Consider the following 20,440-nt stretch of genomic DNA (forward strand, 5'->3'; position numbering starts at 1 on the left):
GGCGGTCGACAGGCGCTATGGAGTCGGGACGTTCGCTCGTCAGGCCACGAGGCCATCGTGCGCGGGACGCCTGTCGACGACGGCCGCGCGGCTGACCGGTCGGGATAAATCGGAGAAGTTCGTGGCCGGCGTTAGCCGAAGAGTTCGCCGAGGCCCTCGCCGCTGGCCTCGTCGTCCTCGTCGTCGTCGTCGTCGCCGCCTTCGTCGGCGTCCGCTTCCTCGGCTTCGTCGTCGCCGCCCTCGTCGGCCGCTTCGGCCTCGCCGCCGGCGCCGCCCGCGGCCCCACCGGTCGCGGCGGGGACTGCGGCGGCCTGTTCGACGGCCTCGTCGATGTCGACGTCTTCGAGCGCCGCGACGAGCGCCTTGACGCGGGACTCCTCCACGTCGACGCCCGCGGCCTCGAGCACGTCGGTCAGGTTTTCTTCGTTGATCTCTGCGTCGGTCTCGTTCAGGATGAGTGCTGCGTAAACGTATTCCATTGTTGTTAGAACATGGCTCCCATGGCGTCGCCGACGTCCTCGTCGTCGTCATCGTCGTCCTCGGCCTCGTCGGCCTCGGCTTCGGTGTCGTCGGACTCGTCGGCGGCGTCCTCGGTGTCGGTCTGGTCGTCGGTCGATTCAGCTGCGGCAGGCTCCTCGACGTCCTGCAGCTCCTCGGGCAGGGCCTCGGGGTCGTCGACCTGCGCCGCCAGCGCGCGCACCTGCGCGTCGGCCTTCGAGACGAGGTCGTCGGCCAGGTCCGGGCTCTCGATGGAGGCCTGGAGGCCGAGGCTCTTGGCGTCGCCGCGACCCTTCTGGAGCAGCGTCGGAGCGGTCTGGGCCGTCGGGTAACTGGCGTTGACGGAGAGGTTGCGACCGCGTGCGGCCGCCGCCTCGATGTCCGCCCGGTACTCCTCGACGTCCAGTTCGAGTTCCTCGGGCTCGAACAGCACGCCGTCCGCGTAGACGGCGCGCAGGTCGAGGCCGACCTCCTTGGGCTCGATGCCCAGCTCGTTGAGGACGTTCGCGAGATCCGTCGAGACCTCCTCACCGGCCGAGAGAACCGTCGAGTCCGAGAGCACCTGGATCGATCCTTCCTGGATGCGGGCGTCGGCGCCGACCTGCTGGAGGTCGCCGACGAACGGCCCGGGGTCGATCCCCGTGTCGCCCTCGGGGATGACGATGTCGTTCGGGGCGACCTCGCCGGCGTTGATAGGCGCCGGCGTCTTCGATGCTTCCAGCTGCTGGAAGAGCCCGAACGGGTTCTCGTTGGTGCCGATGAGGCCGACCTGTCCCGACACGTAGCCGGTCAGGACTTCGAGGCCGTCGTCGACTTCTTCGAGCGCGCGCTCGACGAGCGTGTTGCGCGAGACGCGCAGTTCGGCGGTCCCGTACAGGTCCCGGCGCATGTCCTGGAGCTGTCGGGAGGGGATGCCCGTGATGTCGACGATGCCGACGCTGTCGTACGATTCGATCATCTCGACGACGTCGGCGACCTCCTCCTGCTTCCACTGCGGGATGGTCTCTGTCTTGCGTTCTGCGCTCATATCAGGCGACCTCCACTGCCGGCCCCATCGTCGTCTTCACGTAGATGGAGTCGATGTTGAGTGGACCTTTCTCCAGGTCCGCGTGGAGGCGCCGGAGGATGACGTCGATGTTGTCGCCGATGTCCTCGGCGGACATGTCCTCGGCGCCGACGCGGGTGTGGAACGTGCGGCGGTCGCGGCTCCGAACGGTAACGGAGTTTTTCAGGCGCTCGACCGTCTCCACCACGTCGTCGTCGGGTGAGAGGGGGTCGGGCATCTTCCCGCGCGGACCGAGCACGGTCCCGAGGTAGCGACCGATGTCCTGCATGAGCGACTCCTCCGCGAGGAAGAAGTCGGTCTCGTCGGCCAGGTCCTTGGCCTCGTTGTCGTTGTCTCCCAGGTCGGCGAGATCGTCGCTGTCGAGGACTTCTTCGGCGACGTCCTCGGCGCGCAGGGCGGTCTCGCCCTCCGCGAACACGACGATCTTGGTCTCCTGTCCGGTCCCGGACGGGAGGACCACGTCCTGGTCGACGCGGTTCGACGGGTCGTCTAAGTCAATGTCGCGCAGGTTAATCGCGAGGTCGACCGTCTCCCGGAAGTTCCGGGGCGGTGCGTCCTCGAGTGCGCGAGATACTGCGTCTTCTATTTCCTGATCTGCCATTGTTCACCTCCGTAGTACGCCAACGGCTCCTACGGGTCAGTGAAACAGGCAAAGCCTGTCTCACCTGTGGGGACGCCGATGCGAAACTTAAACCCGTCGAAGCGAACGGAGGCCGTCACTCGCTGTCACTCATAGGCGTCGCTTTCGGCTGTGGAAAACCGCCGAAGAAAGCGGAATCCGCCGGTTCGGGAGTTCTCGTCCGCGGACTACGCCGACGCTTCCTCGGCGAAGACGTCGTCGTACTCGCCCTCGTCGATCCGCTCTTTGAACTCGCGGGGGTTGTTGCCCTCGATGGTGACGCCCAGCGAGGTGCAGGTCCCGACGACTTCCTTCGCGGCGTTCTTCATGTCGTAGGCGAGCAGGTCCGGGTGTTTCTGCTCGGCGATCTGCTTGACCTGTTCGGCCGAGAGGTCGGCGACGAAGGTCTCCTGGGGTTCGCCGCTGCCTGTCTCGAAACCGGCCTCGTCCTTGATGAGCTCGGCCGTCGGCGGGACGCCGACCTCGATCGAGAACGACCCGTCGTCCTCGTACTCGATGGTGACGGGGACTTCGGTGCCGTCGAACGCTTCGGTCTGGTCGTTGATCTCCTGGACGACTGCCTGCACGTCCACGGGAGTCGGACCGAGCTCCGGTCCGAGGGGCGGGCCCGGATTGGCCTGCCCGCCGGGAACGAGCACTTCGATAGTTCCAGCCATACACGACGAAACCGTCGGGGCGGGTTTAAGAATTGCTTTTCCCGGACGCTCCGTGCCACACCGACACATGTGGGGTACCGTCCCCATTGTCCTCCGGCCCCACCGTCGATACCCGGGGGCTGGTCGCCCGACCGAGACGTACTCCCCGACTGACGCAGTGAACGCCCGGAACCATACTTTGTAACAACTACTGTAACAACTCGTCAATACCTATTTCAGTGCACAATACTAAGCGTCGGATGCAGAAGGCGGGTCGGTGGGGACACACCGCCGGCTCGGGATTACAATGACAAGCACGAACCAGCGAGTTACGGGCCGTCACGTCCAGCCATTCGAACGCGAGGGCGAGGAGTCCGAAGGTGAACGCGAGGAGACCGACGGCGAGCGCGAACGGAACGAGTGTCCAGAGTGCGGCGCGGCGGGGATCACCGACGAGAAGCGCGGGGAGACGGTCTGCCGGGACTGCGGCGTGGTCCTCGAAGAGGACGTCGTCGACCGCGGCCCGGAGTGGCGGTCGTTCGACGCCAGGGACAAAGCCGAGAAGAGTCGCGTCGGGTCGCCGACGACGGAGATGCTCCACGACAAGGGCCTGTCCTCGGTCATCGACTGGCAGAACAAGGACGCCAACGGCCAGGCCCTCTCGGCCAAGAAGCGCGAACAGATGTCACGCCTGCGCACGTGGGACGAGCGCTTCCGCTCGCAGAGCGCACAGGACCGCAACCTGAAACAGGCGCTCGGCGAGATCGACCGCATGGCCTCGGCGCTCGGCCTCCCGAAAGACGCTCGCGAGACGGCGAGCGTCATCTATCGGCGGGCACTGGACGCGGAACTCGTCCCTGGCCGCTCGATCGAGGCGATGGCGACGGGGTCGCTCTACGCGGGCGCGCGACAGGCGGGCGTCCCGCGCACGCTCGATGAATTCCAGTCCGTTAGTCGAGTCGGACGTAAGGAGTTCGCGCGCGCGTACCGGTACATCGCTCGCGAACTCGGGCTCGCGATGGAGCCGACGGACCCTGAGCAGTACGTGCCTCGCCTCGTCTCGGACCTCGGACTCCCGGAAGAGACGAAGCAGCGGGCAGAGGAGTTGCTCGCCGCCGGCAAGCGCGAGGCGGTCCACTCGGGCAAGAACCCGGTCGGCCTCGCCGCCGCGGCCATCTACGCCGCGGGGCGGCTGACGAACGTGGACGTGACCCAACACGAGGTCGCCGACGCGGCGGACGTCTCCGCGGTGACGATCCGCGACCGGTACACCGAACTGCTCGACGCGGCCGACCAGGTCGCCTGACGTGGCCCCCGCCTGGTCAGCGGGAGTGCCCGCGCCTGTCGCCGGCGGTACCGCGCGGACCGACCGCTCGCACCGCCGGGTGGCCGACCGGCGTCAACGGCCACCGTTATCCCTCCGTCCGTTCAATGTCCGCTGAGAGACCCCCCGAATCTATGTCGAACGACGAGTCCGCCGCCGGCCCCGACGGAGACGACATCGTCGCCGAGACGGCGTCGCTGCTGGAGACGTTCGGGCTGACGACCTACGAGGCGAAGTGTTTCGTCGCGCTGACGCGCATCGGCCACGGGACCGCCCGCGAGCTCGCCGAAGTGGCCGACGTGCCCCGCCCGCGCGTCTACGACAGCGTCGAGTCGCTGCAGGACCGCGGCCTCGCCGACGTCCAGGACTCCAAGCCCCGCAAGTTCCGCGCACCCGATCCGCGCGACGCCGTCGAGACGATCCGCCGGGAGTACGGCGAGCGACTCGACCGACTGGAGGGGCTGCTCCCGCGGTTGCGGTCGCCGGAGCCCCGCGACGAGCGGGCCGGGGTCTGGGTCGTCGAGGGGAACGACGCGGTCAGCGACCGCCTGGCCGGGCTCGCCGACGACGCGACCGCCGAACTCCTCGTCGTCGTCGCCGTCGAGAGCCTGCTGACCGACGAACTGCGCGAGTCGCTCTCGGCCGCCGCCGACCGCGGCGTCGCGATCACCGTCGGTTCCCCGAGTCAGGCGATCCGGGAGACCGTCACCGACGTCGCGCCGGGGGCGACCGTCGTCGAGACGTGGACCTGGTGGGAGGACCACCCGATCCGCCCCGGCGAGATCAGCTCGATCCTCATGGCCGACGGCAGTCAGTTGCTCGTCAGTTCCGATCTGGAGACCGACCTGCCCGGGGTGGACCGCCACAGCGCGGTCTGGACCGACGACGAGCGCGCGCCGCTGGTCGGGCTGATGCGACCGCTGCTCGCGAACGCCATCCGGTCCGGATCGACGGCCGGCGGCTCTGCGTAGTCGGCGCTGTGCGGAGCGGTCTACGACTGCACAACACCGAGAGCCACGTTCTTCCGTCCGGTCAGGCGACCGAGATCCCGTTGCGCGCCAGGAAGTCGCTGGCGCCTTTGATCTCGACCGGGCTGCCGATGATACGCACCCGACACTCCTCCTCCCGGATAGTCAGCGTGAACCGCTGCTCCAGGTCGTCCTGCAGTCCGTCGACCGCGTCCGCCGGCAGGAGGATCTCCGTGCTGTCACGGAGTCGCGTCGGGTCAGCCATGATCGATCCTGTTCGGCTCTCGTCGTATTAGTTTATCGAAGTGATTCATGCGTTCGCGAAATCCGGTCTCGCGGACACGACCGCGCCGGCGGCCGCGACCGGTCCGGAAGAACACCTTTTTCGGTACCGCTTGCCGACTCACTGCTAATGGGGCTCGAAGAGGAGATCCGCGAGATCGAAGAGGAGATCGCGACCACGCCCTACAACAAGTCCACGGAGAGTCACATCGGTCGCCTGAAAGCGAAGCTCGCGGAGAAAAAGGAGAAGCTGGAGAACCAGTCCTCCGCCGGCGGCGGATCGGGGTACGCCGTCGAGAAGACCGGCGACGCGACCGTCGCGCTCGTCGGCTTCCCCAGCGTCGGCAAGTCCACGCTCCTCAACGCCCTCACCAACGCCGAGAGCGAGGTCGGCTCCTACGAGTTCACCACGCTCGACGTAAACCCCGGTATGCTGCAGTACAACGGCGCGAACATCCAGATGCTCGACGTGCCCGGCCTCATCGAGGGCGCCGCAGAGGGGCGCGGCGACGGGCAGGCCGTCCTCTCCGTCGTCAGGACGGCAGATCTGGTCGTCTTCGTCCTCTCGGTGTTCGAGATCGACCAGTACGAGCGCCTCTCGGAGGAGCTGTACAACAACAAGGTCCGAATCGACACCGAACCCCCGCGGATCACCGTGCGGAAGAAGCACAAAGACGGGATCAACGTCACGTCCAGCGTCGATCTGGACCTCGACGAGGAGACAATCAAGAGCGTCCTGCGCGAACGCGGATACGTCAACGCCGACGTGAACATCGGCGAACAGGTCGACATCGACCGACTGCTCGACGGCGTGCTCGACAACCGCGAGTACCTACCGTCGCTCGTGTCCGTCAACAAGGCCGACCTCATCGAACCCGACTACCTCGACACCGTCCACGAGCAGCTGCGCGAGCACGACATCGATCCCGACGAGGCCATCTTCATCAGCGCGCAGGAAGAGAAGGGACTCGACGCGCTCAAGGAAGCGATCTGGGAGGAGCTCGGCCTCATCCGGGTGTACATGGACAAGCCCGGTCGCGGGGTCGACTACGACGAGCCGCTCGTTCTGCGGGAGGGCGACACCATCGAGGACGCATGCGAGAAACTCGGCGGCGAGTTCGAGGAGCGCTTCCGGTTCGCCCGCGTCTCCGGCCCGAGCGCGAAACACGACGAGCAACAGGTCGGGATGGACCACGAACTCGCCGACGAGGACGTGCTCCGCATCCTGACGACGCGATGAGGCGCCAACACGGTGGCCGGCCCACCGGGCTACCATCGCGGCGAGCCCTCGCCGTTCTGACCGCCGGACTCGTGCCCTGGCTGGTGATCCCGTACGACGGCGGCCTCAGTCTGACCTTCTCGGTCGCGCTCGTGGCACCCGAGACGCTGTCCGTGACGTCCGTCTATCACTACGTCTTCGTGTACACGCGCGACATCCCGCCGGCGCTCCTCGCGTGGCCGATCGCGACGCTGCTCTACGCCACGGGCGCGGTGAGCGCGGCGCTCTCGCGGGTCGACCGCGAGGACAGGCGGGTGACCGCTGGGCTGTTCGCCCTGGGGGCGTTCGACGTGTGCTACGCCGCGGTCGGGTTCTCCTCCGCCCGCGCCGGCGTCTTCGCGATCCCGCTGGGTGCCGGATTTCTCGGACTGGCGGCCTGGACGAGTCGGCCCTGAGTTCCGGGTTCGGTATCCTTTTCGAACTGGCTACCCTGATTTCGGACATGGACGGAACGCTCGACCACGTGATGATGCGCGTCGAAGACCTCGATAAGTCGCTCGACTGGTACCAGACCCACCTCGGCTACGAGGAGAAGGGCCGCTGGGAGGCCGACACCTTCACGAACGTCTTCCTCGGCCCGGAAGACGTCCACGACGAGGGTGCGCTGCTCGAACTGACGTACAACCACGACGGCCGGTCGTACACGATGGGCGACGGCTGGGGCCACATCGCCGTCCGCGTGGAGGACGTCCACGACGCCTACTACGAACTGATGGACGAGGGCGTCGAGGACTACCGCCGGCCCGAGGACAACCCGGGCTACGCGTTCGTCAAGGATCCCGACGGCCACGAGATCGAGATCGTCGAGCGGGACTTCGGCGCCCGGTGGAGCATCGACCACACGATGGTCCGCGTCGAAGACGCAGACGAGCACCTGGGATGGTGGACTCGCAAGTTCGAGTACGAGCACACGGGCCGCTGGGAGGCCGACACGTTCGCGAACTACTTCATGAAGCCCGAGGGAGCCGCCGAGGAAGCCATGGCCGTCGAACTCACCTACAATTACGACGGGCGCACGTACGAACTGGGCGACGCGTGGGGCCACCTCGCGGTCCGTGTCGACGACCTGGACGAGGGTTGGGAGTCGCTAATGACTCGCGAGGCGGAGGACTATCGTGATCCCGAGAGCTGCGACAACAACTACGCGTTCACGAAAGACCCTGACGGCCACGAAGTCGAAGTCGTCACGTCGTAGAACGGATCGAACGGCCGCGGACGAAGTGAGCGACCGCCTTTTTGCCGCATCTTTTGCACGAGTGGGTCACGAGCACAGCGATCGATCCCGAGTGGAAAGCTGGTCGGGGAGAATTCCGTCGATCACGAAGTCGTCACGTCGTAGCCGCCGGGCTCTATTCCGGCCACCGTATCGAGCAGTAATTCCACCTTATAGAGTGATTTGTACACTTAATCCCCCCGTCCGTCAGCCCGGCGTGAGACAGGCGTCTGACACGTAGTGGTGGTGAGTGAACGTATCACATACGCGTTCTACGGACCGATTTACGGGATAAGACGGGCGTTCCTCCCGGTGCCGTGACCACAAAACATTTATAACATCCGACGCTGGTTCATACCGTACCCCTACCCATGGTTGCAGCATCGAGTACACCACTGCCGGTTCGGCGCGGCCGACTACCGGTCGCGTGTCCGCGTGGTCGGAAAGTTGCTGTGGCCGCTGATAGCAGATCCAACAAACTATGACAGGAACTAACGACAAACTTCGCAGTTTGTTCCTGACGATGCTGATGGTAACGTCCGTCTTCGCGACTACCATCGCATTCGCAGGGACAGCCGCTGCGGCTAACACCGACCCTGGTCTCTCTACCGCACAGGAACGAGAGAACGGGAACGGTGACATCGTACTGAATTTCAACCAAACTGTCGCACAGGCAGACGGTAGCACGCTGGACACCTCGAACTTCAGCGTCTTCGTCCGCCAGGCCGGTACCGGTGACTACGTTGAGTACAACGGTACCACCAACACGACGTACATCAACAACAACGATGACGTCGAGAGTCTGTCCGGCCCCATCAGCTACGAGGACAGCGGAACCCGAGTCGTCCTCGACGGTAGCAACAACTGGGGCGACCTGAGCCCGGCTGACGAGGTCATCGTCGACGTCGGCAACGGGACGCAGATCCACTCCGTGATCTCCGGCAGCGTCTCGACCGGCAACGAGATCGGTAACGTGACGGTCGAGACGGCCGCCGCTCAGATCTCGCAGACTGACCCCGATAACAGCAACCGTCAGTCCGCCGAGCGTATCTACCAGGGTACGCAGATCAGCTTCGTCGCGTCTGGTGACAACGAGGAGATCCTCCTCCGCAACGTCGAGACCGGCGAGATCGTCCTCGACGGTTCCACCGGCGAGTTCAGCAACTCCATCGTCTTCGACAGTGCCCGACTGGAGTCCGGCACCACCTACCGCCTCATCTTCGACGAGAGCGGTAACACTGGCGGCGCCACTGGCACTACCTCGAAGTTCTTCAACGTGACGTCGCTCCGTATGTCGGCCTCGCTGGCCGAAGACGGGACGATGTTCGAGCACAACCAGGACGCCAAGATCACCGTCAGTGGCAGTTCGATCCGCGGTGACTCGCCCGTCGCGATCACGGTCGACGGTCCGACCATGCAGCACGAGCGAGTCAGCTTCAACAACCGCGGTAACTTCGAAGAGACGTTCAACTACCAGACCGACCTCGACGCCGGTGACTACGAGGTCACCGTGACCGACGTCCGTACCGGCGCTCAGGTCAAAGCCGGCGAGTTCTCGGTCGACGAGTTCCCGACGGCTGACTCCGCCTCGTTCGGTGGCGGTGTCTTCGAGGAAGAGCGCGGTGACGTGGTCGAGATCCCGGTCAACCTGCAGAACAGCGCCGAGGGCGCCCAGGCGACGGTCGCCATCGGTAGCAAGAGCGAGACCAACTACGTGACGAACGTGACGGTTGCCGACGAGGACGGCGACGGCGAGGTCGTCCTCGAGTGGAACACGTACATGTCCGGCACGGGCGTCTCTGACCGTATCTTCACGGCTCAGGGCGCTGACAACGTGACCGCGTTCAGCGGCGAGTCTGGTGACTTCATCCAGGATCTCCGCAACGCCACGATCGAATACTACAGCGACGACGACAACCCCGACTTCCCCAGCAACTGGGACAACGGTAACGACAACGAGTGGGACGCTGGAGACCTGCCGGTCAACAGTACCCGCTACGCCAGCATCGCGACGATCGACGCCGCGTCGTACGACCTGGCAGTCGTCGCCAACGACGAAGACGACAACCTGACTGACTACAACTTCACCAACGTCGACGAGGATGACGTTGGTGCGGTGTCGATCAACTCCCGTTCGACCGAGAGCTCGACCGTCTGGGTCGCGCCCGCGGGCAAGACGGGACAGGTCGACCTCTCGTTCATCGACGAGAACACTGACAACACCGAGGATGACATCGACGGCAACCTCACCCAGTCCGACCGCGCGACCAACGGTGAACTGATCGTTCACCAGGTCTCCGCCTCGGGTCTGGAGGGTATCCTCGCGAACCGTACGGACTCGGAGACGAACGTCACGCAGGCGTTCCTCAACGAGGAGTCGCACTACAACGCGGACAACGAACTGGCCGCGTTCAACGCGACCTTCCAGGAAGAGAACGTCGGTCCGAACCGTGACCGCCGTACCTTCGAGCTCAACACGGACAACACGGAAGTCATTCCGGACTACCAGAACGACACGTACTACATCGCCGTGAAGCTCGGCGGTGTCGACGAGAGCAAGCTCAAGGACACCGACAAGTGGGGCGCGTACTTCGGCTTCGAAGAGTACGGCTCCATCGGGCCGGTCCTCGGCGGTGACGGTGGCGGCACCGTCAGCTCCGAATGGACCTACTACGACGCTTCGGCGTCGCTGAACACGAACGCCCAGGACGAGGTTGTCATCCGCAACCAGGCCGGCCAGACCCTCCGCGGCGACACGAACGTCGCTCCGGGGACGAAGCTCGGCCTGCGCGTCAACAGCCAGTCCGACTCCAGCCCGTTCCTGACCACGCTGAACACCCACGTCTCCGCGGACCGCACGTTCGCGGCGACCGGTGACTTCAGCGAGCGCGGTGCGGGCATCAACTTCACCGTTGCCGTCCGCCGCGGTGGCGACCGCATCGGTGGCCCGTACGACGGCCGCATCCTCGCCGAGCCGACCGGCTCGGTCTCCTTCAGTGACCAGTCGGTCGCCGAGGAGAACCAGGAAGTCCGCATCGAGTCCGTCACGCTGTCGGACGGTGGCTTCGTCGCCATCCACTCGGGCAGCGCCAGCGGCGACGTGATCGGCACCAGCCGCTACCTCGAAGCCGGCACGCACTCGAACGTGCGCGTCGACCTCGACACGCCGGTCAACGAGACGACCACCCTGGTCGCGATGCCGCACCTCGACGACAACTCGAACAACCTCTACGACTTCCCGCAGGCCGACGCGCCGTACTCGGTCAACGGCTCCGCCGTGACCGACAGCGCGGAAGTCACCGTCGGCGACGTCACGCCGACCCCGACCGCCACGCCGACCCCGACGGCGACCCCGACCCCGACGCCGACCGCGACGGCGACGCCGACCGCAACGGCGACGCCGACCGCGACGGCGACGGCGACGGCGACCCCGACGGAAGGTGACGGTGGCGACGGCAGCGACGGCGAAACGCCTTCGCCGACCACCACGGGCGACGGGCCCGGCTTCGGTGTCGCTGTCTCGCTCATCGCCCTGCTCGCTGCTGCGCTCCTCACGGCGCGCCGCCGCGACTAAGGCTGAACCATCGGGCTGACGCCCGACCCGACTCACTCGATATTTTTTCGACGCTACCTCGATAGCGGCAGCTGTGCGGTGGTCCGTTTTCGATACTCGCTCGTGTGCGCCACGGGCACGTAACGACAAAGCATATAGCCGCGATCACAGTACGTGGGGACAGACAGATGATCGACGGGCTACTCGCGGGACTGGAATGGGCCACGCAGTTCTCCGACCCGCTCGCGTGGCTGGTCCTCGCGGCGTTTCTCGTCACCGCGGCGCTCGACTGGCACGGCGAGCGCGAACTGGCGCGATACGTCGGTGTCGGTGGCTGGGCGCTGTTCGGCGTCTTCTGGTTTAGCCTCGTCTATCACTTCGCGTTCGTCCAGAAGAGCATCATCGAGGGGATCGGGGCGGTCGTCGCGGTCCCGGCGGCCTTCTACGTCGGGTACCTCCTCTGGAACGGCCGCGATTCGCTGCTCGTCCTCTCGCGAGCGGTGCTCCTGATGGGAGTGGTGTTCTTCCCGTTCGAGTCCATTCCCGTCCTCCGCCAGCTCCTCGTCGAGACCGTCACGCGCCAGACGGAGTTCCTGATGGCGCTGACGGGACACCATCCGGAAGTCGCCAACGGGGCGCAACTCGACTTGCCGGGCGTCGACCCCGACCCGTACCGGAACACGTTCGTCTTCGTGAACGACCTACCGTACACCGGAGCCGAGGAGAGTCATCGGATCACGTATACGATCCTCATCGCCTGTACGGGTATCGGGAGCATGTCGATATTCGCAGGGCTGATCGCGGCGGTGGACGCGCCGTGGCGCCGGAAGCTTCGCGCGCTGGCCGTTTCGCTGCCGGTTATCTACGTGCTCAACCTCTTCCGGAACGTCTTCATCGGGGTGACGTTCGGCGAGCAGTACCTCCACGTGTTCCCGGACCTGGTGTTGACGGTCTTCGGGAGCGAGGAACTCCCGCGGGTGTCGTACTTCGTCGCAGACCGCATCATCGCCCAGAGCCTCTCGGTCGTGGCGCTCGTCGGTATCACGTACTTGGTCGTCCGGGAACTCCCGGAAGTGCTGGCGATAATCGAGGACCTGCTGTTCGTCGTAACGGGCTCGGAGTACGACCTCCGTGCGGCACTGGAAGTCCCGGCGGTCGCGGCAGACGGCGGTGAAGAGTCCCCCTCAGACGACTAGTTCTTCGAGCGATTCGGTCGGCGCGTCGCCGAGTTCGGCGAGCGCGTCCCGCTCCATGAGGTGGAGGTCGCCTGGGATCACGAGCAGGTGGAGCGGGTCGCCGAACGACCCCTCCGAAAGTGCGGAGAGTCGGCCGGCGCGGACGACGGGGTCGGGACTCCCGGCGCGGGCGACGACGACGGCGAGGACGTCGTCGTAGGCGGCTGCGAGGCGAGTCGCGGCCTCGTCGGCGCGCATGTAGTCGTCGTTCTCGGCGTCGATGTCGAGGAAGACCAGGGTGTGGAGACCGCGGTCGCGGTTGTCGTCGATCGTCTCGATGACGCTCCCGGGGAGCGCGTCCCCGGCGTGGGAGCGCTCGAACGGGAGCGTCGTCGCCTTGCCGAAGCGGTAGTTCTGCAGCCCGGTGAGCGCGCTCGCGGCGGCCTGGGCGGTCGTCCCGTGGACGACGCGGGTGTCGATACCTCGGTCGTGCGCACGCAGGCGGAGGTCCGTGTGGGTCGTCGAGATCATCGTGTCCCCGGCGGTGAGGAAGACGACGTCGGATTCGACGGCGTCGTCGAGGATATCGTCCGGCGTCTGCTCCACGCCGGCGCGGTCGCGTACCTCGATCTCGGTGTCGTGGTAGGTTTCGAGGTCGTCGACGGTCGCGCCGGCGAGCTTGCTGGTGTAGAACTCGGCGACGACGCGGTCGGCCGACCGGATGGCGTCGCGACCGGCGACGGTGACCGAGCGCTCGTCGTAGAGCCCGAGTCCGACGAAAGTGAGCATACCAGAGGTCTCTCGCCGATCGGATTAAGCCCCCCGAAGCGACGGCACGGTCCGTCCGACCCGCTCGTCCCGTGTCCGGGCGGAAGCGTCAGGCTTACCGCTCGACGCCGACCTACCGGTGGTATGGACGTCTCCTGCGTTCGGGTGCCGCGCGAAGACGGGGAAGCGACCCGTCGACGCCTCGCCGAGGCCGACCTGATCGCCGAGGACTACGAGATCGAGGTCGCCGACGGTGCGCTGTTCATCCCCGTCACCGACGAGACCGCCGTCCCCGACGAGTTCGACGTCGTCGCCCGGGAGGTCGAACGCCGGGAGACCCAGGCGATGCCGGCGGACCTCCTCTCGTTCGACCCGACCTACGAGCGCCTCGGTGACGTGGTCATCGTCGACGAGGACGACCCCGACCGTGCGCAGGCACTCGCCGACGCTATCGTCGAGTCGGACTTGCCAGTGAAGACGGTCGTGAACCGCGCGTCGAAGGTCAAGGGGACCGAGCGGATCCGCGACTGGGAGGTCCTCGCCGGCGAGAGCACCGAGGCGGTCCACCGCGAGTACGGCTGTGAGTTCGCGCTCGACCTCGCGACGGTGTACTTCTCGCCGCGGCTCGCGACCGAACGCCACCGGGTCACTGAGCAGGTCGCCGAGGGCGAGCACTTCTTCGACATGTTCGCCGGCGTCGGGCCGTTCGTGATCCCCGCCGCGAAGCGCGGGGCGACGGCCGTCGGCGTCGACATCAACCGGGACGCCGTCGAGTACCTGCGCGAGAACGCCGAGCGCAACGGCGTCGCCGACCGCGTGACCGCGATCTGTGACGACGTGCACGACGTCGCGGACGACTACGAGGGATGGGCGGACAGACTGGTGATGAACCTGCCCCACAGCGCCGACGAGTTCCTCGACGCGGCCGTCGCGCTCGCGGGCGACGACTGCGTCGTCCACTACTACGACATCCAGCACGAGGACGACCCCTTCGGACCCGGCGAGCGGGCGATCCGCGACGCGGCCGAACCGTCGTACGACGTGACTGTCGAGACGCGCCACACCGTCCGGTCGTACGCGCCCCACGAGGTGAACGTCTGTCTCGACGCCCGCCTAAAGCGGGCCGACTGACGGCCGACGGGCGCCGGGACCGGGCGGTCACCCGGTGAACTCGTCGTGGCTAATGGCGCCGCGGTCGACGATCGCCTCACTGCTGGGCAGCTCCCCGTTCGGCGGCTGCCCCTCTGTCGCCGGGCCGCCCGGCTCGCCGACGACCAGCCGGCCGACCATCCCGAGCGCCGCGTGTGGGATGCAGAAGTAGTCGTACGTCCCCGTCTCCTGGAAGGTGTGTTCGAAGCTCGCGCCGGACTCGCTCAGGATGCCGCTGTTCCACGCTTCGGCTCCCTCGGGGATCCGGGTCACCGACGCGGCGTCGAGCGACTCGGCGTACGCCGTCGAGGAGTGGTCCCCCGACTCGTTGACCCAGGTGATCGTCTCCCCCGGCTCGACGTAGAGCCCCACCGGGGTGAAGTAGTAGTCGCTCCCGTCGGTCACCATCTCGATGGTGTTGGGCAGTTGGCTGGTCGTCCCGGCGGTCCGCCCCCCGGCGGTCTCCGTTTCGCCACCGCCCGCAGTGGTCTCCGGTTCGCCTTCGGCCGTGGGCGACGGCGACGGCGATTCCTCGCCGTCGGTGTCGGTCTCGTCGACGCCCGCACCGGGCGCGCCCTCGCAGCCGGCGAGTACGACCGAGAGGCCAGTCACCGTCGTCCCGACGGCGCCAAGGTAGGTTCGTCTGTTCATACCCACCATTAGCGGATGTGACGTTTGAGCGACCGGCTTGCCATGTCTCGGGGCTGGTCACCGCGATCGGACGGCCGCCGGGTCGGCGGGCCGACCGCGCTCACGTCCCGGGTATCGCCAGGTCGACGAGCCAGGCCAGTACGCCGATGGCGAGGAGGAGGATCCCGATCCCGGAGGTCGCCGGCTCGGGGATGACGAACAGGACCGCGCCGGCGACGATCAGGGCGGTGATCAGTCCTTCGTCCCACCAACCGCCGTCGTCGTCGCCCCCGCGGTAAGACTCGCGGTCCGCTCGCTCGCCTGCCAAGGCGGGGTCGTCGGTGTCCGGGTCGCGGTAGTCGAGTCCCGGCGCCCACGCCGCGACGCTCCCCGCGGCGGACGGGACGAGCGTGGTTTCGTCGGCGTGTTCGTCGATGCGTTCCTCGGGGCTCTCGCGGGTGTCGGATCGGCGCATGTCGGTGATCGGGTCGCCAGACGGGAAGACCGAGTGACTGCAAAGACAGGGCGGACGGCACTGGCGGCCTGACCGAGTCCGGGAGGGTCTGCCAGAGTCGACCCGATTCGCAATCCTTATTGCGGTTATCGGCGGTACGATAAAGTGGAGCGACCGACCGCCGGCGTCCTGCGACGCAGTGCAGGACCGGGCACACGAGGTCACCGACTGTGCCGGTGTAGCTCAGACTGGCTAGAGCGAATCCTTCGTAAGGATTAGGCCGAGGGTTCAAATCCCTCCACCGGCTTCCTGCGACGAACGGACGACGTGAGGAGCACAAGCCGGCGGATCTGAATCGGCGAAGAGCACTGGACCCTGGTTCAAGTGCTTCTCCCGGCTCTTTCTGTGACGGGCGACGTGAGGAACGGCGACTGACGGAGAGACACAGCAGGCGAGACGCGTAGCGGTGCGTGTAGTATTGCTGTGACACAGACAGTGGCTCTGTAGCCGGTTCTGTGTCGATTCCAGCGGGTCTCGGGTGATCGCCGTTGTCCTGACCGGAACAGGGCCAGTAATCGGGAACCAACAGCTAGCAACCACACGAGTTATACGAGGCTGTGAAAAATCAGGTGATAGTGAATATGGGTTTTCGGACGAGAGTGAGTGGAGTTGTCACGTCGAGGCCGCTGCTGGCGCTCGTGATCGCCGGCGTCTGCCTTCGGCTCCTCCTCCTCGATTTCGTCGCGGTCAGCAGCGACGCTGGCCTGTTCGTCTACGACGCGCGGATGATCCTCCTCGGAAACACGCCCATCGTCGATTACCCCACGCGCTCGCCGCTGTTCCACTACCTGCTCGCGGGAGCGCTCGCCCTCGTCGGTGGCGGGAGCCGCATCCTCGGGGCGCGCCTGTTCATGATCGCGGTGTCGGCGCTCCTCGGTGTCGCCGTATTCGCCCTCGCGCGACGGTTGCATTCGCGCCGTGCCGGGCTGGCCGCCGCGGCTATCTTCCTCGGGACGCCCGTGGCGTACGTCTACGGCATCCCGGTCAAGACGGAGCTGGTCGCACAGCTCCTGGGGGTCACCGCGCTGCTACTCGCCGTCCGAGCGTTCGACGGCGAACGGATCTCCCACGGGGAAGCGGCGCTCGCGGGCGCGTTCGTCGGTGCGGGGTTTCTGGTCCGCCGTGTCGTCCTCGTCCACCTCGTGGCCGTGGCCGTCGTCGCGTCGTACTACCGGCTCACGCGGTACGACCGACAGCTACCGGACCTGTTCGTCTCCGGGGTCGCGCTGTTCGGGGGCGCGCTCCTGACCGTCGTGTTCGGGTACGTCGCTATCGCGTTGCCGGACGTCGGACAGGTTCGCCCGGTCGCCGTGCAGCACGCGCTCAGCAGCTTCATCGGGACGGGCGCCGGGAACGTCGCGTGGGTGGAGCAGTCGCTCACGACCGGCGCCGAGACGGCCGAAGAGAGCACAGGCGGGCTGCTGGCGGCTGTCTGCCAGGGCTGTGACGCCGGGACGCTCCGCATCGTCATGTGGTCCGTGGTCGTCTCGCTGCCGGCGGTACTCCCGTTTCTCGTGTACCTCAGGTCGGCGATCGACCGCTACGCCGACGAACGCGTCCGTCGGCTGACTCCCGTCGTTCTCGTGGTCGGCCTGCTGGGCGGCACGGCTGCGGGGGGACTGCTGTTCGCCAGGCACGCGGAGGCCAGTCCGCTACTGGTCGTGCTCCCCGCGTCGGTCGTCCTGGCCGCCGTGGCAGTCGTCTGGCGCGGCCCGGCTCCCGCCCGCGAGTGGCCGTTCGACAGCCGACTCGCGCTTCCGGCGCTGGTCGTCGCGTTCATCGTCGGCGGGTACCTCTACCGGGACAGCCCGGTCTCGGTGTGGTACATGCTGGATCTGATCCCGTACGTCGCGGTCCTCGCCGGCGTCGCGGTCGCGGTGTCCCTCGAGACGGGCGAGTGGGGCGACCGACGGCTCGCGTTCGCCGGCGTCGTCCTCGCCGTGGCCGTCGTGGTCGCGACCGTGGCCTCGGTGCCGTTCCTTCCGGCGCGGGCGGCGCTGGGCGAAGGGACGTCGGGGCTGGAGACGGTCTCCGACGTCCAGGCCGCGGGTGCGGATCTGGACGAGCGAACCGAACCGGGCGACCGCGTCCTCACGGCCGACGCGCTCTACGTCACCGATGCCGACAGGCGACTCGCCGGCGACCTCTCGCGTGGGTTCTGGCTGCTGAAACACACCACCAGGACGCCCGCCGCCGACCGGATAGAGGCGCAGATGCTGTCCGAGATGGAGGACGGTCGCGTCCCGTACGTCGTCGTCGGACCGCGAACGCGGACGCTGTTGGACCGGAGCCCCGAGCTCGCCCGGGCGGTCGACGCTCACTACTGCCCGACGGACGAGGAGTTCTACCGGAAACACGACGCCGAACTGTACGTCGAATCGGCCGAGGCCCCGGCGTGTGGGTCCTGAGCCGACCGGGTACCGATAGTAACACTATTCCGAGCGACCGACGATGGCCCACTAACGCGTGACAGCCGCCGATTCCGACAGCCGCTCCGATCTGAAGGCGTTCGTCGCGGACCGCAGCGACCTCCTCGAAGAGGTCGTCAAGTTCGCGGTCACGGGCGGGAGCGGTCTCGTCGCCAACCTCGCGCTCCTGTACGTGCTCGTCGAGACCGGGACGATCCCCGAGCGCTACGCCGCGATCGTCTCGACCCTCGTCGTGTTGCTGGGGAGTTTCGCGCTGACGAACTGGTGGGTGTTCACCGACGCGGACGTCTCGAACTCCCAGTCCGGACTCCTCAAGCGGGGCCTCAGCTACTACGGCATCATGGGCGTCGGCAAACTCGTGAACTACGGCATCTACCTCGGACTCCTCGCCGTCGACGTCTGGTACCCCCTGGCCTGGTTCGTCGGGAGCGCTCTCGTGTTCTTCGGCACGTTCTCGATGAACCGGCTCCTCTGGTACCGGTCGGACTGACGAATCTCGCCCCAACGGGCGCGAAAATTTCGTCACCGGTCGGGAAACGCGGCGCGTTCGACCGAGTCGGCGGTTATCGGCTTCGGACGGAGTTGGGCACCGTCTCGCGGTTCGGGACATCCACGGGCTCCCCCCCGTCGAGGACCGTTTCGATGCGGTAGCCGCGGTCGTCTCTGAGTTCGAAGTAGTTCTTGACGCCGATGTCCGCGAGGATGCCCGACATGAAAAACTGGAGTCCGAGCAGGCACATGAACGCCGCGAACAGCGGGAGAGCGGTGTCTGAGAGGCTCTGCCCGACGGCGAGCTTGAGGTACACCGAGTAGGCGCCCGCCAGCGTCCCGACGACGCCGGAGATGATCCCGAGTCCGCCGAAGACGTGCAGCGGGCGACCGGAGTAGCGCTGCCAGAACCAGACGTTCACGAGGTCCATGAAGCCCTTCGGCAGGCGTTCCCAGCCGTACTTGGTGTCGCCGTGCCGCCGTTCGCGGTGGTTGACCTCGACCTCGTCGACGTCGTAGCCGCGCCAGGTCAAAAGCGGCGGGATGTACCGGTGCATCTCCCCGGTGAGCGTGAGTTCCTTCGCCGCCTGTGCTCGCATCGCCTTGAGCGTACAGCCGTAGTCGTGCATGTCCGTCCGGAGCACGAACCGCCTGAGCAGGTAGGCGAACCTGGACGCCGCTCGCTTTCCGAGGGGGTCGTCGCGGTCCTTCCGCCAGCCGGAGACGCAGTCGTACCCCTCCTCCAGCCGGTCGACCAGCCGCGGGATGTCGGCGGGGTCGTTCTGCCCGTCCGCGTCCATCGTCACGATCACGTCGTACTTGGCGGCCTGCAGACCCGCGTCGAGGGCCGCGCTCTGCCCGAAGTTGCCGCGGAGCCGGATCACTTTGACGTGTCGGTCCCGGGTCGACAGCTCCGCGAGCTGGTCGTAGCTCCCGTCCGTCGAGCCGTCGTCGACGAAGATGATTTCCCAGTCCTCGTAGTGGCGTCCCAGTGTCTCGGTGATCTCGGCGTGTAAGTCCACCAGGTTGCCGTTCTCGTTGTAGACCGGTACGACGATGGAGAGCTTCACTGTAGAACAGTTGAATAATATTTCCGTTAAACTTTTTGATTAACTCGCATGTACGCTCGGGTCGAACCAACCGGTACCATCAAGCGGGTTCGGACGGTCCACCCCAGTATGCGGTCAGAGGACGACATCCGGGAACGGATCGCCGAACTCGAAGACGCGTACGACAGAACGGACCCGCCTTCCTCGGAGCTAGAGGACGAGGCCGAGGTCGCTATCCTCCGGGCCATCGAGGAACTGGAGTGGGTGCTCGAAGAACACGAGGCCGACGCCGGCTTCACCACCTGACCCGGCCCGTGACTACCACCGGACCGGGGCCGCGCCGGCCAGTCGAACGGACAGCCGGCCCCGAACGGTTCTCCTCGCCGGCCGAGTCGTGACCGCCCCGCCGTCGGTCGCCCGCGACGCGCTGCTCGCGGTGGTGTGCGGGGTCGCGCTACTCACCCTCCTCGCAGTCACGGAATCGCTCTCGCTGCTGGTTCGACCCGGGAGCGCAGCGGCCGGTATCGCGGCGGCGCTGGCCGTCGAAGCGCTGTTCGTCGCTGACACACCCGCCGGCGACCTGTGGGAGCGGCCCGCGGTCCAGGCGGGGAGCGTCGTCGCGCTCGCGGCCGGCGGCGTCGTCGCCGTCGCCGTCGGCGGTCGCTGGTTCGTGGCCGCGGCCTGCTGGGGAGTGGCGACCTATTTCGTCCTGCTCGCGCTCGTGCTGACCGGCGTCTGGAATCCGACGGCGTCCTGAGAGCGGGGGTCGCCCACGGCGA

General features: G+C 66.7%; 21 protein-coding genes and 1 tRNA gene. 13 read left to right on the forward strand and 9 right to left on the reverse strand.

Going from position 1 to position 20,440, the window contains the following annotated elements; all coding sequences use genetic code 11:
- Positions 1–131: 131 nt before the first annotated feature.
- The 4 genes from rpl12p to PSC72_RS04015 form a co-directional block, all read right to left on the reverse strand.
- Positions 132–479 carry a 50S ribosomal protein P1 gene (rpl12p, locus tag PSC72_RS04000; RefSeq protein WP_274324603.1) on the reverse strand — a complete coding sequence of 116 codons (348 nt, stop codon included), beginning with the start codon at positions 477–479 and terminating at the stop codon, positions 132–134.
- Positions 480–484: 5 nt separating this feature from the next.
- Positions 485–1,525, reverse strand: coding sequence for a 50S ribosomal protein L10 (locus PSC72_RS04005; protein ID WP_274324604.1), 1,041 nt, complete (start codon positions 1,523–1,525; stop codon positions 485–487).
- A 1-nt stretch (position 1,526) separates the two neighbouring features.
- Entirely contained in the window at positions 1,527–2,165 is a 639-nt protein-coding gene (locus PSC72_RS04010; RefSeq protein ID WP_274324605.1) for a 50S ribosomal protein L1, read from the reverse strand.
- A gap of 206 nt (positions 2,166–2,371) precedes the next feature.
- Entirely contained in the window at positions 2,372–2,860 is a 489-nt protein-coding gene (locus PSC72_RS04015; protein ID WP_274324606.1) for a 50S ribosomal protein L11, read from the reverse strand.
- A gap of 286 nt (positions 2,861–3,146) precedes the next feature.
- On the opposite strand from PSC72_RS04015, the gene PSC72_RS04020 reads away from it, so the two are divergent.
- Positions 3,147–4,145 (forward strand): transcription initiation factor IIB, encoded by a 999-nt coding sequence (locus tag PSC72_RS04020; RefSeq protein WP_274324607.1) that lies wholly within the window; start codon positions 3,147–3,149, stop codon positions 4,143–4,145.
- 152 nt (positions 4,146–4,297) lie between these two features.
- Positions 4,298–5,134: a TrmB family transcriptional regulator gene (locus tag PSC72_RS04025; protein WP_274324608.1), complete on the forward strand. Its 837-nt coding sequence runs from the start codon at positions 4,298–4,300 to the stop codon at positions 5,132–5,134.
- Positions 5,135–5,195: 61 nt separating this feature from the next.
- On the opposite strand, the gene PSC72_RS04030 is transcribed toward PSC72_RS04025, so the two are convergent.
- Positions 5,196–5,396, reverse strand: coding sequence for a VNG_1110C family protein (locus tag PSC72_RS04030; protein ID WP_274324609.1), 201 nt, complete (start codon positions 5,394–5,396; stop codon positions 5,196–5,198).
- Between the two features lie 147 nt (positions 5,397–5,543).
- Between PSC72_RS04030 and PSC72_RS04035 the strand changes: the two genes are divergently transcribed.
- The 5 genes from PSC72_RS04035 (at position 5,544) to artA (ending at position 12,654) form a co-directional block, all read left to right on the forward strand.
- Positions 5,544–6,653: an OBG GTPase family GTP-binding protein gene (locus tag PSC72_RS04035; protein WP_274324610.1), complete on the forward strand. Its 1,110-nt coding sequence runs from the start codon at positions 5,544–5,546 to the stop codon at positions 6,651–6,653.
- The gene (locus PSC72_RS04040; protein WP_274324611.1) at positions 6,650–7,087 is read left to right on the forward strand and encodes a TIGR04206 family protein; all 438 of its coding nucleotides are present in this window, start codon (positions 6,650–6,652) and stop codon (positions 7,085–7,087) included. The genes PSC72_RS04035 and PSC72_RS04040 overlap by 4 nt, the downstream gene beginning before the upstream one ends.
- A 47-nt stretch (positions 7,088–7,134) precedes the next feature.
- Positions 7,135–7,887 (forward strand): VOC family protein, encoded by a 753-nt coding sequence (locus PSC72_RS04045; RefSeq protein ID WP_274324612.1) that lies wholly within the window; start codon positions 7,135–7,137, stop codon positions 7,885–7,887.
- Between the two features lie 499 nt (positions 7,888–8,386).
- Positions 8,387–11,479, forward strand: coding sequence for a DUF7282 domain-containing protein (locus PSC72_RS04050; RefSeq protein ID WP_274324613.1), 3,093 nt, complete (start codon positions 8,387–8,389; stop codon positions 11,477–11,479).
- A 167-nt stretch (positions 11,480–11,646) separates the two neighbouring features.
- Complete coding sequence (artA, locus tag PSC72_RS04055; RefSeq protein ID WP_274324614.1) at positions 11,647–12,654, forward strand: archaeosortase A; 1,008 nt, start codon at positions 11,647–11,649, stop codon at positions 12,652–12,654.
- Here the strand turns inward: artA and dph5 are convergent.
- Complete coding sequence (gene dph5 / locus PSC72_RS04060) at positions 12,643–13,422, reverse strand: diphthine synthase (RefSeq protein ID WP_274324615.1); 780 nt, start codon at positions 13,420–13,422, stop codon at positions 12,643–12,645. The genes artA and dph5 overlap by 12 nt on opposite strands.
- A 123-nt stretch (positions 13,423–13,545) precedes the next feature.
- Here dph5 and PSC72_RS04065 point away from each other — a divergent pair, with 123 nt between their 5' ends.
- The gene (locus PSC72_RS04065; RefSeq protein ID WP_274324616.1) at positions 13,546–14,532 is read left to right on the forward strand and encodes a class I SAM-dependent methyltransferase; all 987 of its coding nucleotides are present in this window, start codon (positions 13,546–13,548) and stop codon (positions 14,530–14,532) included.
- Between the two features lie 27 nt (positions 14,533–14,559).
- Here the strand turns inward: PSC72_RS04065 and PSC72_RS04070 are convergent, their stop codons facing one another.
- A complete protein-coding gene (locus tag PSC72_RS04070) occupies positions 14,560–15,201 on the reverse strand; it encodes a plastocyanin/azurin family copper-binding protein (protein ID WP_274324617.1) in 642 nt (213 codons plus the stop codon).
- 100 nt (positions 15,202–15,301) lie between these two features.
- A complete protein-coding gene (locus PSC72_RS04075) occupies positions 15,302–15,655 on the reverse strand; it encodes a hypothetical protein (protein WP_274324618.1) in 354 nt (117 codons plus the stop codon).
- 211 nt (positions 15,656–15,866) lie between these two features.
- On the opposite strand from PSC72_RS04075, the gene PSC72_RS04080 reads away from it, so the two are divergent.
- From PSC72_RS04080 to PSC72_RS04090, 3 genes are all read left to right on the forward strand, one after another.
- Positions 15,867–15,941, forward strand: a tRNA-Thr gene (locus PSC72_RS04080).
- Positions 15,942–16,293: 352 nt separating this feature from the next.
- Positions 16,294–18,102 (forward strand): ArnT family glycosyltransferase, encoded by a 1,809-nt coding sequence (locus PSC72_RS04085; protein ID WP_274324619.1) that lies wholly within the window; start codon positions 16,294–16,296, stop codon positions 18,100–18,102.
- A 58-nt stretch (positions 18,103–18,160) separates the two neighbouring features.
- On the forward strand, positions 18,161–18,613 hold the full coding sequence (locus tag PSC72_RS04090) for a GtrA family protein (RefSeq protein ID WP_274324620.1): 453 nt from the start codon (positions 18,161–18,163) through the stop codon (positions 18,611–18,613).
- Between the two features lie 73 nt (positions 18,614–18,686).
- Here PSC72_RS04090 and PSC72_RS04095 read toward each other — a convergent pair whose 3' ends face one another.
- Positions 18,687–19,682: a glycosyltransferase family 2 protein gene (locus PSC72_RS04095; protein WP_274324621.1), complete on the reverse strand. Its 996-nt coding sequence runs from the start codon at positions 19,680–19,682 to the stop codon at positions 18,687–18,689.
- A 108-nt stretch (positions 19,683–19,790) separates the two neighbouring features.
- On the opposite strand from PSC72_RS04095, the gene PSC72_RS04100 reads away from it, so the two are divergent.
- Together PSC72_RS04100 and PSC72_RS04105 are read left to right on the forward strand one after the other, a co-directional pair.
- The gene (locus PSC72_RS04100) at positions 19,791–19,967 is read left to right on the forward strand and encodes a hypothetical protein (protein ID WP_274324622.1); all 177 of its coding nucleotides are present in this window, start codon (positions 19,791–19,793) and stop codon (positions 19,965–19,967) included.
- An 88-nt stretch (positions 19,968–20,055) separates the two neighbouring features.
- Positions 20,056–20,418, forward strand: coding sequence for a hypothetical protein (locus tag PSC72_RS04105; protein WP_274324623.1), 363 nt, complete (start codon positions 20,056–20,058; stop codon positions 20,416–20,418).
- Positions 20,419–20,440 lie beyond the last annotated feature (22 nt).

The sequence above is a fragment of the Halosimplex aquaticum genome (genome assembly GCF_028747785.1).
Lineage (GTDB): Archaea > Halobacteriota > Halobacteria > Halobacteriales > Haloarculaceae > Halosimplex > Halosimplex aquaticum.